Genomic DNA, 17,110 nt, shown 5'->3' with positions numbered 1-17,110 from the left:
TCCTGTCTATTTTAATACCAGTCTTAAGTATTCCAAAAGGGTTTCCGTAGCCGCTTCCCGGTATAGAATCTCTCTGGCAAGCACCGGGTAATCCGTTATAATATTATCCACTCCCAGCATCTTCATCCGCTCCATTTCGCTTTTGTTGTTCACCGTCCAGGCATGAACCGCCTTTCCCTTTTTATGGGCGGCTTCCACAAGCCTTTCGCTTACAAAGCTGGAACGGAGGCTAATAAAGTCGATAGAATCGCTGGAATAATAATCTCCATAGGCTGCTGATATAATATAACCGGTGCGGATATCAGGATCCATTTCCTTCATTCTGCTTAAATAGGACAGACGGACAGAGGTCACAACGCACTGTTCCTTCATCTGGTATTTCTCAATCAGTTCCCTGACCTTATCCGGCAGCTCACTGCCGCTTCCTAAATCCTTGATCTCAATATTTATATTGATCCGGCCTTTGCAGAATTCCATGACCTCCTCTAACGACGGGATCCGTTCGCCCTCGTAATCAGTAGAAAACCACTTTCCCACATCCAGCTGCTGCAAGTCCTCAAAGGTGTAGGAGCTTATGGCACGGTTTATTCCTGATACTCTTTTTAAGCTGATATCATGCCCCAGCACCACCACGCCATCCTTTGTCTCCTGGACATCGATCTCCACAAAGTCCGCCAGGTCATCAACGGCCCTTGCCATGGCGGCCATGGTATTTTCAGGGGCTGCCCTGGAGCTGCCCCGGTGGGCGGTGATCTGAATCACGCTGAGCAAGTCGGTGGTAATTGCAGAACCATTCCGCACCACTCCAAAAAGGGAAAACAGGCTGAATGCCGCAGCTAAAGCCATGAATAAGGCCGCAAGCCTCCTCTCCCCATACTTGCTTCCGGAATAATCGCTGCTTTTGCTCCTTTTTGCAAAGTTACTGGTAAAACCGAAATACTGGACGCTTAATGCTCCCCAGTTTCCCACAGCCAGGAACATACTTGTTAAAAAGATCAGCACCAGCTCGATCCGGCCGCATGCTGCAGGCAGGATGGCCAGGGCCAGACTGTTGTCCGTAAACAAGGTCACTCCCACAGCGGCAATCAGCACACAAAATGCATAGACAATCCAAAGTCCTACTATAGCCACTGCGAAATAAATAGTTAAAAGAATTACAATCTTTAATATCCGGTGTCTTAAAAGCCATAGGCTTCTAAAATACCCATCCCGGAAATTCTTCTGTTCCACCATGCAGGCGTGAAAGGTATAAATTCCGGGAATGACAACTGCCAGGAGCAAAACCACAAAAAGGGCCACAGAGACCTTTCCTACAGGCTTATTCAAAATCTCGGATATAACAAAATTAAGAGGCTTTACATGGGTCAGCATCTGGTAGATAAGATACAGGTTTACAAGCCCGTAATCCGCCAGAATGAGAAGCCCCAGCCGCCAGTTTTTTCTGCGGATCTCATGGGCCAGCTTGAAAAAGCCGCCGGTTAAGATCTCCCCGATTTTAAGCTTCCGGGAGTAGAAGGCCCCCTCAAACAGCGTAAGAAGGCAGCCGGTCTCCAGCATAAGAATCAGGATTCCGATAACCACCATCACCGCAATCATAAGGACCGTCCAGGGCTTTGCCAGGAAATAGCCGATGTTTCCGACGGTCAGATAGCTGTACCCCGCCATGCGCAGCGCAAATAAAAGGCCTTTGTTTAAGAGAAGCAGGTACAGGGTCGTGGTAACCAACCGAAACAGCAATTCAAAAACAAACGCATTCTTTTGATTGAACTTTATGATCTTCCAGGTGTCTTTTGTTAATATACTCATGCCATAACCTTCTTTTTGCGGAAAGAATTAAGAAATACGCTTTGGGAATTTTTCTAAGCTGCTGCGGTATTCGCCGAATGAGTATGCGTAAAAAGCAGCCTCATCGAGCGGAATCGTCAAGGCTGCATCTTTTAAGTCAAATCATCCTCATCCATCATGTCCTCTCCTGATGTCTCCCGCTGCTGAGCCTCACTCAGTTCCAGAATCGCCTGGTTTAAGGAAAACATCTTCCCATCCAGCATATTCACCACATCCGCGCAGGCCTTCAGCTCCTGCTGTAAGTACGCAGGTGCATTGCCTTCAAACTTATAATATATCTTATGTTCCAGGCTTGCCCAGAAATCCATGGCAATCGTCCTGATTTGAATTTCCACCTTGGTGTCCACCGGACCATCCGTCAGATAGATAGGAATGGTTATCACCATATGATAGCTTTTATAGCCGTTAGGCTTAGGATACTTGATATAGTCTTTCACATAAAGAACCGTGACATCGCTTTGCTTTGTTATCATCTCCGCAATCTGGTAAATATCCGATGTAAAAGAACAGATAATCCGTATCCCTGCAATATCATTTAATTTCTCCACCATGTTGTCGATCGTCACATCATAGCCATACCGCTTCAGCTTTTTCACAATGCTGTCCGGGGTCTTAAGCCTTGACTTAATGTGTTCAATGGGATTGTAATTGTAGATATGCACAAACTCATTATTAAGTATTTCGATTTTTGTACTGATTTCCTTTAATGCCGAGTCATACAAAAACATTACAGATTTCCACTGATCGACCTGATTAAATGATTTGGGAATATTCATTCCAATTCCCCCCTCTCTCTCGCACCCGCATTTCCAACTAAAAAAAACACGCTTTGCGGGTTTTTCTTAGCCTCAGCGGCATTCGCCAAATGAATATGCAGGCATATTTCTTTGGCTCATGATTCGCGCAAGTCAGCGAGACAGGGGCAGCCCCATCGCCCGGCAGCCCCTGCTCCTCAAGAATAGTATACCATAGAAACCTGATATTTTATATTCTTTTTCCTGATTTTCTAAAATTTCAATCCCTTTAAGAGCGCCGAAAGCCCTGTAAATGCAGAACCTTCTTCCTTGTAATCAAAGACCTCTTCATTCGCTTCCTCTTCCTCCTGGAGGGCCTTCATGCTTAAGCTTATCTTATTATCCGCTATGGATATGATCTTCACCTTTACCGTCTGTCCCTCCTTTAACACGACCCCTGGATGCTTGATCCTCTGGGTACTGATCTGTGAGATATGAAGAAGGCCGGAAAGCCCGTTTTCCAGGTTAATAAACGCACCGTAATCTTTTATGTTGTCCACCGTTCCCTCCATGATGGACCCTACCTCGCACTTTGCGATCTTTTTGTTGGTTTCTTCCTTCTGTTTCATAAGAGCCGGCTCTTTGCCTGAAAGCACTAGCTTATTATTTTCCTCGTCTGCGGTGATGACTGTGACTTCGATGGTCTTTCCATTATATTCCTCTAAGTCCTCCACATATTCCCCCGCCAGCTTGGAAGCCGGTATAAATCCCCGGATCCCCTCCAGGTAAGCAACAGCTCCGCCTTTTACGATCTCGGCGATTTTTACATTGACAATGGTTCGGTCCTTTAACAAACCACCCAGGGTTTCCCAAGCCATCTGGTCATTGGCCAGTTTTTTGGAAAGGACCACGTTTCCTTCCCTGTCATTGGCATTAATAACCGTTGCCGTGATTTCGTCCCCAGGCTGGATTTCCCTAAGCAGGTTAAATTCCGGATCATTGCTTAGATTCTCCTTATCAATGATCCCCTCCGCATAATACTTTAGATCCAATGTAACCTTGTCCTCATCTACACTGATAACGGTTCCTGTGAGAACATCTCCTTCTTTTACCCTTTTAAAGGATGCTTCCAGTTCAGCGGCATAATCAGCCATGGTCTCTACTGCTTCTTCCCTTACGTCTGTCTGCTTCATCTCTTCGCTCATTGATATCTCCTCCGTTCATAAATCGCTCAGTACTGCATAAAATCTACCTATATATTTATCACATCCCGCCTGATATTACTATAGTTTTCTCAGTAAAAATATGTTATATTTATATATATGAAATATTTTCCACTGGGGATGCCCCCAGGCCAGATACAGAAAGGACAAGAATCATGAACGACATAATGGACCTGCATACCCACACCGTAGCCAGCGGACATGCGTACAACACTTTATATGAAATGGCTAAATCTGCCTCTGAAAAAGGTCTTGCCCTCATGGGCTCTACGGATCACGCACCTAAAATGCCAGGAACATGCCACGAGTTTTATTTTATAAATTTTAAAGTAATCCCCCGTAAAATCTACGGAGTCAATATACTCATGGGCGTTGAGCTTAATATTATGGATCACTCAGGGCGTGTGGATTTGCGAAAAGGTCTTCTGGAAAAAGTGGATTACTCCATTGCCAGCCTCCATGAACCCTGCTACAAAAGCGGAACTTCCTCTGAAAATACAAGAGCGTATCTCGGAGCCATTGAAAATCCTCTGATCCACATCATCGGCCACCCTGATGACAGCCGTTTTCCGGTGGATTATGACACCCTTGTTTCCGCGGCTGCTGAAAACCATACCCTTTTGGAGCTTAATTCCAGCTCTCTTCATCCCTTAAGCGCAAGAATGAATGCCGCGGAAAATTATCGTATCATGCTGGAGCTTTGCAAGCGTTATAAGGCTTCCATCATCATTGACAGCGACGCTCATACAGAAGCGGATGTGGGAAACCATGTGAGAGCCTTAGAGCTTATTGAAGAATTGAATTTCCCGGAAGAGCTTATTGTAAACACTTCCCTTAATAAGCTCATTCCCTATATTCCGAAGCTGGAGGCTTATCTATGATCAACTTCCTGAACCTGGAATATTTTCTGGCGGTTGCGGAGGAATTAAATATCACACGTGCTGCCAAGCAGCTGTACATCTCCCAGCAATCCTTAAGCAGCCATATTTCCAATCTGGAAAAGGAGTTTGATGTCCAGCTTTTCAACCGTACCATGCCGCTTACCCTGACCTACGCAGGCCGGGCCTTAAAAGTCCGGGCAAAGCAGATGCTGGACCTAAAGGATGAAACCTACAGGGAACTTGCCGATATCAAGGATTTTACCACGGGGCAGCTTTCCATCGGAATCTCCCATACCAGGGGGCGCTTCCTTCTCCCTGCCATCCTTCCCGCTTATAAAGAAAAGTTTCCAAACATTGAGATTCATCTGGTAGAGGGAAATTCCTCCGAGCTTAGTACCGCCCTGATCCACGGAAACATCGATCTGATGATCGACCTTCTTCCTTTTAAAGTAGATCATGTGGAAACCGTTCCTATTTGCGAAGAGGAAATCCTCCTTGTGGTTCCAGACCAGATTCTGGACCGGTATTTTCCGGGACAACAGGAGGAGATGATAAAGGTGCTGGAAGAAAATGCGGATGTACAGCTTTTAAAGGACTGCCCTTACCTTCTCATCAACAAGGGAAACCGGGTGCGTACCATTGCCGATGAAATTTTTGAAGATGCCCAGCTTACACCTTCCATTCTTTTGGAGACGGAGAATATAGAAACTGTGCTTGCCCTTGCAGCTAAGGGAATGGGAATTACCTTTTACCCCAAAATGTTCATGTCCGGAAGCCCTAATGCCGGTATAAAAAAGACAGGACTTCATTTTTTCTCCTTAAATTACAGGCGCAGCCACGGTGTTCTGGCATTCGGCCGCTACAAAGGCAGATATTTATCCCAAGCCACGGAAGAGTTCATACGGATCGCGCGGGAGAACATATAGCCTAACTATAACTGTAGATTGACAAAAGGGCTGAAATCCTTTATTATTAAATAGTAACAATTACTAATATAATTATTATTATAGAAAAGGAGCGGCCATGAAAACATTAAAGTATAGCCGTCAACGGGAATCCATTAAAGCCTGTCTAATGGCAAGGCACGACCATCCCACTGCCGATGCTCTATACACATTGATCCGTGAGGAATATCCCAACATCAGCCTTGGAACCGTATACCGCAACTTAAACCTTCTGGTTGAGCTGGGTGAAATCCAAAAGCTGACATGCGGAGATGGCGCAGACCGCTTTGATGCGGACACTTCGCCCCACTACCATTTCGTATGTAAACATTGCGGAAAGGTCAGTGACCTGCCACTGGCCCCTATGGATAACATCAACCATATGGCTCAGGAACATGCGGACGGCACGGTGGACAGTCACACGATTTACTTCTATGGGATCTGCAAGGATTGTTTTGAAAATAATTCTCGATAACACTTGACATCAGGATAAAGTTATGGTAAATTAATATCAGTAATCATTACTGTTATCGATTACCATCAATAACAACTATAAATATTAAAAATAAAAAGGAGACATGAGATCATGAAGAAATGGGTTTGTACTGTATGCGGTTACGTTCACGAAGGGGAGACAGCTCCGGAGTTCTGTCCAGTATGCAAGGCTGCTTCTGAAAAGTTTAAGTTGCAGGATGGAGATATGTCCTGGGCTTGCGAGCATGAAATCGGTGTTGCACAGGGTTCTCCGGAAGACATCATGATGGATTTAAGAGCTAACTTTGAAGGCGAATGCTCAGAAGTTGGTATGTATCTTGCAATGTCAAGAGCAGCTCACAGAGAGGGCTATCCTGAAATCGGCTTATACTATGAGAAGGCTGCTTTCGAGGAGGCTGAGCATGCTTCTAAATTTGCAGAATTATTAGGCGAATGCGTAACCTCCAGCACAAAGAAGAACCTGGAATTACGTGTTGCTGCTGAGAATGGCGCAACTGCAGGTAAATTCGATCTTGCAAAACGTGCAAAAGCATTAAACTTAGATGCAATCCATGACACAGTACATGAAATGGCAAAGGATGAGGCTCGTCACGGTAAAGCATTCAAGGGCTTATTAGAAAGATACTTCGGATAATACACCTTTAGGGAGCGGCATAATAAATTACCGCTCCCCAATTGCAGTGTACGATCATACAAAATTCAAATCAGGAGGGTTTATACGATGTCCAAATATGCGGGAACAAAAACAGAACAGAACTTAAAAGATGCTTTTGCAGGCGAGTCCATGGCAAGAAACAAGTATACATATTATGCATCCGCTGCCAAGAAGGCCGGCTATGAGCAGATGGCTTCCCTGTACTTAGAAACTGCTGATCAGGAAAAAGAGCATGCTAAGATGTGGTTCAAGGAATTGCATGGCATTGGTACCTTGGAAGAAAATTTAGCAGATGCCGCTGCCGGTGAAAATTATGAGTGGACCGATATGTATAAGAAAATGGCAGAGGATGCCAGGGCAGAAGGCTTTAATGAATTGGCTCTGAAATTTGAATTCGTAGGAAAAGTAGAAGCTGCTCATGAAAAACGATACTTAAAGTTGCTTGACAGCTTAAAGAACGACAAAACCTTTAAGGGTGATGCTCCTCTTGGCTGGAAGTGCCGCAACTGCGGTTATATTCATGAAGGACCGGATGCTCCGGAAATCTGTCCAACCTGTGCTCATCCTAAGGCTTATTTTGAAAGAAAAGTAGAAAATTATTAATGCAGTCTGTTATGGCAGCTGCAATATGATTTCGAATAAGTATTTTTATCAAAGAAAACACATGTAAAATATGGGAATGCACCTTGATGAAGCAGCTTATCAAAGCCAATCAAGGTGCATTTCTTTCTGTCCGGAACCGTTTCATTCTTTCCTCTTAAAAATAAGATAATATTGACCCCATGCTTTTTTCTATTTAATCCTTTATCATAGAATATCTTATCACATGTACAACCTTTTCACCTGCTTTATTTTCCAAAGACTTGCTCCTGTAAAATACCTTGGATTTTTTTTAATGCTCATGCTATACTTTTATAGTAGGAAATGAATGACCGGTTTGAGGATAAAGATATGATTAAAATCGCTATTGTAGAAGATGAAATGGAATATGTGGAAACGCTGAAAAACTACCTTACCCGGTACGAAAAAGACCATTCCGTCAGCTTTCAGGTTCAGGTTTTTACCGACGGCCTTGATATTGTATCGGACTATACTGCCAGCTATGATATCATTTTGCTGGACATTCAGATGAAATATTTAAATGGCATGAAAACAGCACAAAAGATCAGGGAGCTTGATGAGGATGTAATCTTTATTTTCATCACCTCCTCCTCCCAGTTTGCAGTAGAGGGATATACGGTAGACGCCCTGGGTTATATATTAAAACCAGTACCCTATCTTTCCTTTTCACAAATCTTAAATAAAGCTGTGGGCAGAATCTTAAAACGGCAGGCAATACACTATATCAGTATAGACAGGCCCGAAGGTACCATGCGGCTGAGCACGGACTCCGTCTATTACATTGAAAGCCAGCTGCACCATGTCCTCATCCATACGGACAAAGGAAATTTTGTAGCTTCCGGCCCTATGAAACGATTGGAAGAGGCTTTAAAAACCTTTGGATTTACCAAGTGCCACAATGCCTATCTGGTTAATTTAAAACACGTGACCGGCTGCCTGCCTAACGAAGTACTGCTGTTTTCAGGCGAGCGGATTCCCGTTAGCCGGAGCCGGAAAAAATCATTTATGGAATGCCTGGCCGAATATATGGGAGGTTAAACCGATGAACTTTGGCGAACTCATGAATACGCCCCGCCCCTTTACCGCTCTGGCCGAATGGTGCGCCTGCATCAGCTACATCCTCATGCTCCGAAGGAGGCTTAAGGGACTGACGCTGGCCGTTTCTTTTGTGGGCATGCTTGGCTTGTTATTTCTTCTCCACTTAATCGCCGGCACACTTCCGCTGTACTTATGGTTTCCCGGGATGATCACCGCCATCCTGATGATGTACTTTTCCATCTATGCCTCCTGCCGGATCTCCCCTTATGACGCAGGATTCCTTTGCGTCCGCGCTTTTGTTCTGGCGGAGTTTACTGCTTCTTTCCAGTGGCAGCTGTATGTATGGTGGGCCCTTAGCAACGGACGGGTGAGCAGGACCCTTTCCGTTTTGATCATGCTGATTTCCTATGGTTGCATTTATACGGGATATTATTTTCTGGAAAAAGAACACATCCCAAGGGATGAGGGAATGGAAGTGGAACGGAAGGAGCTTCTTGGCGCAGTTTTTATTGCACTGGGCGCCTTTCTGATCAGTAATATCAGCTTTGTCATGCCCAATACGCCCTTTTCCAGTGCCACCAGTTCTCTGCTCTATGTAAGGACCCTGGTGGATTTCGGAGGGCTCCTGATGCTATTTGCCCAGCAGAACAGGAGAAAAGAACTGCAGGTCCGCAGCGAAAACCATGCAATGAACGGAGTCTTACAGCGTCAGTATGACCAGTACCGCATGGCCATTGACAACATGGAACTGTTAAGACGGGAATTCCATGATCTAAAGCATTACATGATTGCCATCCGGGCGGAAAAAGATCCGGAAAAGCGGGAACAATACCTATCGGAAATGGAGAAAGCCATTCTCACCCAAGAGGCTATGGCCAATACAGGGAATCAGGTATTAGATGTGGTTCTGACCACCAAAAGTACCTACTGCGCCCAGAATAAGATCACCTTAACCTGCATGGCCGATGGAAAACTGATTTCTTTTCTTCATGTAAAAGACATCTGTTCCATCTTTGGGAATGCTCTGGATAATGCCATTGAATGTGTTTCCCAGTATGAAGATCCGGAAAAAAGGCTGATCAATCTCTCCATATTCAAACGAAACCACTTTTTAATGATCCAGTGCGAAAATTATCTGGAAAACCAGCTGGCCATGGTGACCGGTGTTCTTCCTCCCACCACAAAAAGTAATAAACTATATCATGGGTACGGTTTAAAGAGCATTCAGGCCGCAGTGGAAAAATACGGCGGTTCAATGACCATCTCTTCCAGTGATAACTGGTTCCGCCTTCAGCTTCTCATACCGATCCAGGAAGAGACTTTGGCCGTCCATTAATAAGCATGGCAGTGCTTTCGACTTACCATTACTTCTCTGCTTAACGGCATAAAACGTGCTTAAGTATAATAAAATCAGGCAGCCCGTATGAACTAAATTCATACGGGCTGCCTGATTTATTAATGCATTTACAATTCTTTTACGGGTTCCGCCTATTTATCATTGTTTTTAAAAATGACTTTAAAGATGGGGAAGAACACCCAGAAGGAAATCGCAGAATTGATCAGCATGGTAATTACATCTGCAATGGTCTCTCCCCCTCCGCCCAGGTTTAAACCGTTCATGAACAGATGATAGACAGGGGCCTTATAAAGGCCCTGCAGAGCGGCTGCACCAATGGTGATGATGATATAAGCGATCACATACCACATCGCTGCCTTTGCTGCGCTGTTATTGGCTTTAAAGGTAACATTCCTCTGAAGAAAAAAGTTGATGACCTGAGCGATTCCCATGGTAATTTCCACTGCCAGAAAATACGCAAGTCCTCCGCCCCCGCCGGCGGAAAGCGCACCCGCTCCGTAATTAAATATATAATAGGGCGTGCCGTCCAGATTGGAGCCCACATGCCATATCTGGAAGTTAGTATCCACCAGGGAAGTCATTCCGAAAATATTTCGGAAAACCGGCATTAAAATCATCTGCAATACTGTAACTCCGTTGGACACGAGAAAAAATATTAAAAATTGTGCTAAGGTCGGATGGTTACCCGCAAAGGCCTTCCATCCGGCTTTTATTCGTGACAGCATGTGCTCCCTCCCTTCTATTTATCGGAGAGCTTTTTCTCATAAGCTCTGTTTGCTTTTGCATTGGCAAAGTACCCGCCGATGATTCGTCTCATTCCGCGGAAAAAATGGCCGTTCACTACCAAAACCATCCCCTCCGCCATATCCATGCTGACTGCTCCTCCGGTCATCTTGGCGATCCCGCGGAACGGCATGTTATAAATGAATAAGAGATTTAAATCCGGCTTACCCTTTTCTTCGCTCTTGTTTTTCAAACCTGTCAGAATCCGCCAGACCAGTCTCGCCAAGGGGCTTTTGGCATAATACATCTGGCAGAGTGCATCATTTAAGCTCAAATCTCCAGACCATTTTCCCTCAGGAACCGGATGCCCTAAAAGAGTTTCAAATTCTTTCTCAGGCACCTGACTGATCCTGCCGGTATAATAAGATTTAAGGGTTTCCGCCTTATAAGGCCAATCTTCCGTGGTCCCTTCCCGGGTCACTGTCTGAAGCATCCTGATATCCGCTACATTTGCACCGATGAAGATGGAATAAACGCCGCCCTCCACCTCAAAACGGTTTGTCAGCCTGTTCCAGTACCGGAAGGTCTTATCATCAAAGGGGATGGAGATTACTTTACTTTCTCCGGCCTTTAAGAATACTTTTTTAAAGCCCTTCAGCTCTTTTTCAGGCCGGAATATCCTGCCCTTAGGTCCTCCCACATAAAGCTGGACAACTTCCTTACCATCAGCTCTTCCCGTGTTCGTCAGGGTAAAACGGACTTCATTCTCCAATACCTCAAGGTTCTTATAGGAAAATGTGGTATAGGACAGCCCATAGCCAAAAGGATACTGCACCTTTACCTTTGCGGTATCATAATATCGGTAACCCACATAAATACCCTCCCGGTACTGGGAGCAGCGCTCTGCTCCGGGAAAATACCGGTAAGCCGGAGTGTCCTCATGCCGCAGGGGATAAGTCTCACTCAGCCGGCCGGAAGGATTCACTTCTCCGGTTATTACGCGAAGCATGGCGGACGGTCCGGCTTCTCCGCCTAAATAACCGTGGAGGAGGGATTTGCAGCATTCCTGCCACGGCATTTCTATGGCAGAACCTGCACTTAAGATTCCAACTACATTGGGGTTTACCTCTGACAACGCAGTGAGCAGGCTGATCTGGTTCCGGGGGATTCCCATATGGATTCGGTCCATCCCCTCTGATTCACTGATTTCATCAAGTCCAAAGCAGTATAGCACCACATCGACCTGGGCAGCCAGCTTTAAGGCCTCATCTCTTAAGGTGACATCAGTCTTTCCACCACGGGAATAGCCTCTGGCACAACCAGCCACACCCAAAGGATAATCCCTTATCATCTCCTCCATATTTTCCACCCGGATTGGGTTTACCAGGGAAGATCCTGCCCCCTGATAACGGGGGGTGAAGGCAAAGTCACCGATTAACGCCACCTTGCAGCCGGGTTTTAACGGAAGAAGCTCATCCTCGTTCTTAAGCAGCACGATGCTCTCCTCTTCCGCCTTTTGCGCCAGCTTGTGATGTCCTTCCTTATCAAAGGATTTTCCCTTGTTTTCCCGGTTCCCGGTAAGAGCAAGCACCGCCTCCAGCAAATCGTCGACGTTAGTCTCCAGCTCTTCCATGGAAAGACTGCCATTCTCCACTGCTGCGATCAGCTCTCTGGCAGAATGAAGACCGGGGGAAGGCATTTCAAGGTTAGACCCTGCTGCCACCCCCTTCACATGGTCATTGGAACCGCCCCAGTCGGTGATGACGATGCCGTCAAATCCCCACTCTCCCCGCAGGATATCCTTTAGAAGATGCTCATTTTCATTGGCATAGACACCGTTGACCTCGTTGTAGCTGGTCATAATGGATCTTGCCCCGCCCTCTTTCACCGCAATCTCAAAGCCCTCCAGATAAATCTCTCTTAAAGTCCTTTCATCCACCACGGAATTCATAGCCATGCGGCGCAGCTCCTGGCTGTTGACTGCAAAATGCTTGGGACATGCATACACTCCCTGGCTCTGAATGCCCTTTATGTAGGCTGCCGCCAGTTTTCCGGACAAGTAAGGATCTTCGGAAAAATATTCAAAATTCCTTCCGCAAAGGGGGCTTCTCTTAATATTAAGGCCAGGCCCCAACAGGACATTCACATCCAGGGCCGAGGCTTCCTCTCCCAGAGCTTCCCCGATCTCACGGCAAAGGTCCATATCCCAGCTATTGGAGATGGACGCTGCCGTAGGAAAGCAGGTGGCCGGAAGGGAAGCATTTAATCCCAGATGATCCCCTTCCCTTGCCTGCTTCCGGATTCCATGTGGGCCATCAGCGCAGAATATGGAAGGGATTCCCAAACGGTCGATGTTCCGGGACTGCCATACATTCTTACCGCTTAAAATGGCCGCCTTTTCTTCTATTGTCATCTTTTCAATGATATCAGTATGTTTCATGTCATTTTCCTCCGGACATTAGATGAGTTTTCCCCCTCTTAAACTGCTGCCTATGATTCCCGTTTCTTTTTATAGGCATTGATGATTCTTACCTCCAAAGCTATAAATCCTGCTGCCAGAATCACATCAGCCACGATGGCTGCGATCTGCCATGGAAGCATTCCGCCCTTTGCATTATTTCCTTCGTAGGCACGGCTGTTTACTACCGTATACATAATGTTTTTACATGCCTTACGCATGGCCTGAAGGCTTGTAGCGCTGGACGTATCCTTTAAATGGTTGGTTTCCGTATCATAGGCTACCAGCATGGCATCGTTGCCGTTCCGGATCTCCTGATCAGCATTCTGATATCCGTATCCTCCGAAATAATCTGTGAGCACGAAGCCGCGGAAGCCCCATTCATCCCGAAGCACCTTGTTAAGCAGTGCATCGGAAGCGCCTGCATATTCGGTTCCAATGTAGTTAAATGCAGACATTACTGCCTTTGCTCCGCCTTCTTTTACCGCAATTTCAAATGGTCTTAAATAAATCTCACGGATTGCCTGTTCGCCAGTCCAGGTACAAAGCATGTTGTTCCGATTGGTTTCCTGGTCATTAAGGGCAAAATGTTTCATATAAGCATATACTCCATGATGTTCTGCACCTTCGATGGCACTGGCCGCCATTTTGCCTGCCAGGATTCCGTCTTCAGAATAATACTCAAAGTTTCTGCCTGCAAAGGAGGAACGGTGAGTGTTCATAGCCGGTGCATACCAGCCGGATACCTTCATCTCGTCAGCCATCTTACCGATGCTTTCCCCGAATTCCTCTGCAATATCACGGTTCCAGGTACTTGCAATCAATACTGCGGAAGGAAAGCCAATCGAGCCGGTTCCTGTAAAGTTATTGTTAATGGAGGCCGGTCCGTCACAATCCACGGTACCCACCTTATCCACGCTCTTAGCTGCTGACGTCTGATAACCTCCGATGGCGACCATGGTATCCATTTCTCCCACGGTCAGCTGGTCAAGAAGCTTCTCCCACTGTGGATCGTCATAATCCATCCCCCGCATGGCGGCAAGGCTCAGTCCATTCTTTGCGCCGGTTACCGGATTTATATCCTCAGCATTGTTATGAGCTGCCGGATCGTAATTGCTGTTGTTTACAAAGGTAGCCTTATATTTTTCCGGCATGGTTAAGTTTGCAGGCTTTGCCGTAGCCTCTTTATAATTTGCAAATCCGTCTTCACGGGATAAATAAGCCGGTTCTCCCTTGGCATCTGCAAACCTGTTTTCCGCAGCCGCCTTATCGGTAGAGCGGGGATTGGCTTCATCATATATGGTTTCCGTAGCTGCGGTATAAATCTGTTCTTTGATGACATTATGGGAATCGGTCCGGATCGAGATTTTATAATCCCCTGCTTCCAGGACATAAGCGCCCTTCCCGGCTGCATCGTAGGATGCCATATCTTCCGCCTGGAATGAGACTGCAATGGTCTGGGACTGGCCCGGCTCCAGGAGATCTGTCTTATCAAATGCAATCAGGTTTGCAGAAGCCTTTTCAATTCCTCCGTTTGTATAGGGCGGATTGTAATAGACCTCCACTACATCCTTTCCTGCTTTGTCTCCGGTATTGGTAACGGTAACATCAAAAGAAATCGTGCCGTCTGCTTCTGTGAGATTCCCCATTTCCTGAGAAAAAGTGGTATAGGACATGCCGTATCCAAAGGGATAAAGCACTGTTTTACTGTAATCGATCAGTCCTTCCTCCGCGGCAGTTTCATAGAAACGGTAACCAACGTAAATGCCTTCCACGTAATTGATAAAGCTGGGATAGGTTGCCTCTCCCTTAAATGCCTTACCTGCGAATTCATTCATGTTATCGTAAATAAAGCTTCCGAAGTTATTATAGTCAGGGGTTGCTGTTAAGTCCGCGGCAAAGGTGTCACTTGTTTTTCCTGAGGGGTTGACCGTACCGCTTACGATTTCACCAAGTGCCGCAAAGCCGGACTGACCGGTTCCCGGACACCAGATGGCACTCTTTATCTGGCTGTAATCATTGACAAAGCCAAGCTCCATGGCGTTTGCCCCGTTATAAACTAAAACAACATGATCAAAATTGGAACACACCAGATCAACCATGTCCTTTTCCGTCCTGCTTAATTGCAGATAATGCTCGCCGGCCTCAAAATCCTTATATTCCGCAGAATTATCCGTATAAGTAACTGCGCTGACATCAGTAGGGAGATCGGCTCCTTCCCCTCCTACACGGGTAATCACGATAAGCGCCGTATCAGAAAATGCCTTTGCATCTGCCAACAGCTCACTGTTGTAGGATTCCTTCAAAGGCTCCGGAAGTGTCCAGTCCTGTTCCCACATCCCCACATTGGGACGGTCACCCCGGTATGCGGTATAGAAATCAGTCAGCCCGGTATTCAGTTTAAATCCTGCATCCTCAAGTCCCTGAAGCAGAGATATGGTTTCATATGCGTCAGAGAGGGAGCCTGAACCGGTACCTCCATAGCATGGATTGGTGGAAGCCCAGCCAAAGACGTTTAAATTGGAATCAGCCTTTAAGGGAAGTAAGTTTTCCTCATTTTTCAAAAGAACGATCCCCTCTTCCGCAATTCTGGTACAAAGCTCTGTTGCTTTGTCTGAGGTTTCTTTTGAAATCGTCCCGCTGCCGGTTGCAAGGGAAATCAGGCTGGACATTGGGCCCCAGCATATCATATTTACTACGATAACCACGGCAAGCACAATAGCCATGAGCCCCTGGCTCCGGATTAAATACCGGGTTGCAGCTTTCTTGTTCCTGCATACAACCATAACCACCACTGCTGCTGCAACTGCAATGGCGAATCCAATGAGGTACGGCACACAAAGGTTGACGATCTTTAATACATCATCGATGTTGATTTGTAACATTTCTTTCATCCTCCTCCATAAAAAATTACCACAAGCTGCGTGATATGTACTTCACTTTAGCATACTATGGATTCTCAGGGCGGCTTTTTGCATAACCGGTCATATTTTCTGCATAATTAGCAATGGGCTTGTCCTGTCCGGCCGGGGCTATTCCTATGGTTTATGAGGAGGGGGGGTGAAAGTGAGGAATCTGCAAAAAGAAAACATTCCGGATATAAACAGAATCCGGAAAAAAATCTTATGTTCAGATTTTCTTCCGGATTTTTATAATAGAATTATGGTAAGATAACAATTGAGTTTACTCCTTGAGCCAATATTCAGAGCCGGAATCCGTGCGGCAAAAGAAGCCGTATTCGATTAACAGCCGTCTGATATATGGAAAATCATGATATATCTCTTTCAAAGCATTGTTGATTTCAATTTCGCTGTAATGGACTCCTGGTAAAAACTTAGCTGCTATTTCACGTAGAACCACGATTTTAGCCTTTTCCTTTGAAGGAAACTGCTTTACCGCCCCGCTTTTATCAAAATATCTGGACAAGATCTTTGTCTTTTCTTCTATGGTAACATCATACCGGTCATCCACCATTGTTGCAGTTTTATGAGCATCATAAAACTCTGTTGCATCATTTTCTGATTTCATAGCTTCCTCCTTTTTATGAAGCAGTTCCATTGTTGCTAAAAACAGTTTTGATTGCTTTTCATGTTCATGAAGCTTAAAGCGGTAATTCCGTACCGTCGAATAAGAAATGCCTTTTTGCGCAGCTATTTCTTTATCGGATAAGCCCTCTGTCATCAATTTTAATATAGAGTGCTGCAGCTTTGATAAGCCTATAAAAGAAGGATTCATATTCATCAAATAATTCAGCATTGACCCATGTTTTTCTTCGACATGGATGTCAGCCATTTTATATGCATCATAAAAATGACCATCATAGGAATAAATCTCACCCTTGGTATAATGCTCATTGCAAATTAAACAGTAAACGGAATCATCATCTTCATAATATCCACTCATTAATTCTTCGGGTCCAGCCTGCCACAGAGATTTTCTGTCAAACAACTTTTTCATGATTATATCCATTCCATGCATCGTAACAATGCATATAATTCCTTTTCTTTATTTCCTGTATTCAAATATCAGGATACCCATAATAATGGTTATTATATAGTATAATTTAAAAAATGTCTATATATAAGCAAACATTATTTAATTTTGTTTGTTTTTAAGCGAATATCATCAGTGAGTCT

Annotated in this window: 14 protein-coding genes; 7 read left to right on the top strand and 7 right to left on the bottom strand. The window is 45.3% G+C overall.

From position 1 onward, the window contains the following. Positions 1-6 precede the first annotated feature (6 nt). The 3 genes from BMW45_RS07880 to BMW45_RS07870 form a co-directional block, all read right to left on the bottom strand. Positions 7-1,806 carry a glycerophosphodiester phosphodiesterase gene (locus BMW45_RS07880; RefSeq protein ID WP_092241990.1) on the bottom strand — a complete coding sequence of 600 codons (1,800 nt, stop codon included), beginning with the start codon at positions 1,804-1,806 and terminating at the stop codon, positions 7-9. A gap of 131 nt (positions 1,807-1,937) precedes the next feature. Then, positions 1,938-2,621: a GTP pyrophosphokinase gene (locus BMW45_RS07875; RefSeq protein ID WP_025230379.1), complete on the bottom strand. Its 684-nt coding sequence runs from the start codon at positions 2,619-2,621 to the stop codon at positions 1,938-1,940. Positions 2,622-2,851: 230 nt separating this feature from the next. After that, positions 2,852-3,784 carry a S1 RNA-binding domain-containing protein gene (locus BMW45_RS07870; RefSeq protein WP_092241987.1) on the bottom strand — a complete coding sequence of 311 codons (933 nt, stop codon included), beginning with the start codon at positions 3,782-3,784 and terminating at the stop codon, positions 2,852-2,854. A 173-nt stretch (positions 3,785-3,957) separates the two neighbouring features. On the opposite strand from BMW45_RS07870, the gene BMW45_RS07865 reads away from it, so the two are divergent. The 7 genes from BMW45_RS07865 to BMW45_RS07835 all read left to right on the top strand — a co-directional run bounded on the left by BMW45_RS07865 (position 3,958) and on the right by BMW45_RS07835 (position 9,772). Further along, entirely contained in the window at positions 3,958-4,683 is a 726-nt protein-coding gene (locus BMW45_RS07865) for a phosphatase (protein WP_092241984.1), read from the top strand. Then, positions 4,680-5,609: a LysR family transcriptional regulator gene (locus tag BMW45_RS07860; protein WP_092241981.1), complete on the top strand. Its 930-nt coding sequence runs from the start codon at positions 4,680-4,682 to the stop codon at positions 5,607-5,609. Before BMW45_RS07865 ends, BMW45_RS07860 begins: the two co-directional genes overlap by 4 nt. A gap of 97 nt (positions 5,610-5,706) precedes the next feature. Next, positions 5,707-6,102: a Fur family transcriptional regulator gene (locus BMW45_RS07855; protein ID WP_025230383.1), complete on the top strand. Its 396-nt coding sequence runs from the start codon at positions 5,707-5,709 to the stop codon at positions 6,100-6,102. A 111-nt stretch (positions 6,103-6,213) separates the two neighbouring features. Next, positions 6,214-6,756, top strand: coding sequence for an NADH peroxidase (locus tag BMW45_RS07850; RefSeq protein ID WP_025230384.1), 543 nt, complete (start codon positions 6,214-6,216; stop codon positions 6,754-6,756). Positions 6,757-6,843: 87 nt separating this feature from the next. Then, positions 6,844-7,380 carry a rubrerythrin gene (gene rbr, locus BMW45_RS07845; protein ID WP_025230385.1) on the top strand — a complete coding sequence of 179 codons (537 nt, stop codon included), beginning with the start codon at positions 6,844-6,846 and terminating at the stop codon, positions 7,378-7,380. A 348-nt stretch (positions 7,381-7,728) separates the two neighbouring features. Then, positions 7,729-8,436, top strand: coding sequence for a LytR/AlgR family response regulator transcription factor (locus BMW45_RS07840; protein ID WP_092241978.1), 708 nt, complete (start codon positions 7,729-7,731; stop codon positions 8,434-8,436). Between the two features lie 4 nt (positions 8,437-8,440). Next, on the top strand, positions 8,441-9,772 hold the full coding sequence (locus tag BMW45_RS07835; protein WP_092241975.1) for an ATP-binding protein: 1,332 nt from the start codon (positions 8,441-8,443) through the stop codon (positions 9,770-9,772). 152 nt (positions 9,773-9,924) lie between these two features. Here BMW45_RS07835 and BMW45_RS07830 read toward each other — a convergent pair whose 3' ends face one another. The 4 genes from BMW45_RS07830 to BMW45_RS07815 form a co-directional block, all read right to left on the bottom strand. Continuing rightward, positions 9,925-10,518: a hypothetical protein gene (locus tag BMW45_RS07830; RefSeq protein ID WP_025230389.1), complete on the bottom strand. Its 594-nt coding sequence runs from the start codon at positions 10,516-10,518 to the stop codon at positions 9,925-9,927. 14 nt (positions 10,519-10,532) lie between these two features. Beyond that, positions 10,533-12,956 (bottom strand): glycoside hydrolase family 3 C-terminal domain-containing protein, encoded by a 2,424-nt coding sequence (locus tag BMW45_RS07825; RefSeq protein ID WP_092241972.1) that lies wholly within the window; start codon positions 12,954-12,956, stop codon positions 10,533-10,535. A gap of 50 nt (positions 12,957-13,006) precedes the next feature. Continuing rightward, the gene (locus tag BMW45_RS07820) at positions 13,007-15,859 is read right to left on the bottom strand and encodes a glycoside hydrolase family 3 N-terminal domain-containing protein (protein WP_092241970.1); all 2,853 of its coding nucleotides are present in this window, start codon (positions 15,857-15,859) and stop codon (positions 13,007-13,009) included. 298 nt (positions 15,860-16,157) lie between these two features. Further along, positions 16,158-16,931, bottom strand: a complete 774-nt coding sequence (locus BMW45_RS07815) for a DUF2087 domain-containing protein (protein WP_242882953.1) — start codon at positions 16,929-16,931, stop codon at positions 16,158-16,160. Positions 16,932-17,110: the final 179 nt, after the last annotated feature.

This window comes from Lacrimispora sphenoides (genome assembly GCF_900105215.1).
Classification (GTDB): domain Bacteria; phylum Bacillota; class Clostridia; order Lachnospirales; family Lachnospiraceae; genus Lacrimispora; species Lacrimispora sphenoides_A.
This window is presented reverse-complemented; position numbering and strand designations above follow the sequence as displayed.

Excerpts from the sequence above, each read along its gene's own strand:
- BMW45_RS07875 (WP_025230379.1), bottom strand. The coding sequence starts at position 2,621 with ATGAATATTCCCAAATCATTTAATCAGGTCGATCAGTGGAAATCTGTA.
- BMW45_RS07835 (WP_092241975.1), top strand. The coding sequence starts at position 8,441 with ATGAACTTTGGCGAACTCATGAATACGCCCCGCCCCTTTACCGCTCTG.
- BMW45_RS07820 (WP_092241970.1), bottom strand. The coding sequence starts at position 15,859 with ATGTTACAAATCAACATCGATGATGTATTAAAGATCGTCAACCTTTGT.
- BMW45_RS07840 (WP_092241978.1), top strand. The coding sequence starts at position 7,729 with ATGATTAAAATCGCTATTGTAGAAGATGAAATGGAATATGTGGAAACG.
- BMW45_RS07815 (WP_242882953.1), bottom strand. The coding sequence starts at position 16,931 with ATGAAAAAGTTGTTTGACAGAAAATCTCTGTGGCAGGCTGGACCCGAA.
- BMW45_RS07880 (WP_092241990.1), bottom strand. The coding sequence starts at position 1,806 with ATGAGTATATTAACAAAAGACACCTGGAAGATCATAAAGTTCAATCAA.
- rbr (WP_025230385.1), top strand. The coding sequence starts at position 6,844 with ATGTCCAAATATGCGGGAACAAAAACAGAACAGAACTTAAAAGATGCT.
- BMW45_RS07860 (WP_092241981.1), top strand. The coding sequence starts at position 4,680 with ATGATCAACTTCCTGAACCTGGAATATTTTCTGGCGGTTGCGGAGGAA.
- BMW45_RS07825 (WP_092241972.1), bottom strand. The coding sequence starts at position 12,956 with ATGAAACATACTGATATCATTGAAAAGATGACAATAGAAGAAAAGGCG.
- BMW45_RS07870 (WP_092241987.1), bottom strand. The coding sequence starts at position 3,784 with ATGAGCGAAGAGATGAAGCAGACAGACGTAAGGGAAGAAGCAGTAGAG.
- BMW45_RS07855 (WP_025230383.1), top strand. The coding sequence starts at position 5,707 with ATGAAAACATTAAAGTATAGCCGTCAACGGGAATCCATTAAAGCCTGT.
- BMW45_RS07830 (WP_025230389.1), bottom strand. The coding sequence starts at position 10,518 with ATGCTGTCACGAATAAAAGCCGGATGGAAGGCCTTTGCGGGTAACCAT.
- BMW45_RS07850 (WP_025230384.1), top strand. The coding sequence starts at position 6,214 with ATGAAGAAATGGGTTTGTACTGTATGCGGTTACGTTCACGAAGGGGAG.
- BMW45_RS07865 (WP_092241984.1), top strand. The coding sequence starts at position 3,958 with ATGAACGACATAATGGACCTGCATACCCACACCGTAGCCAGCGGACAT.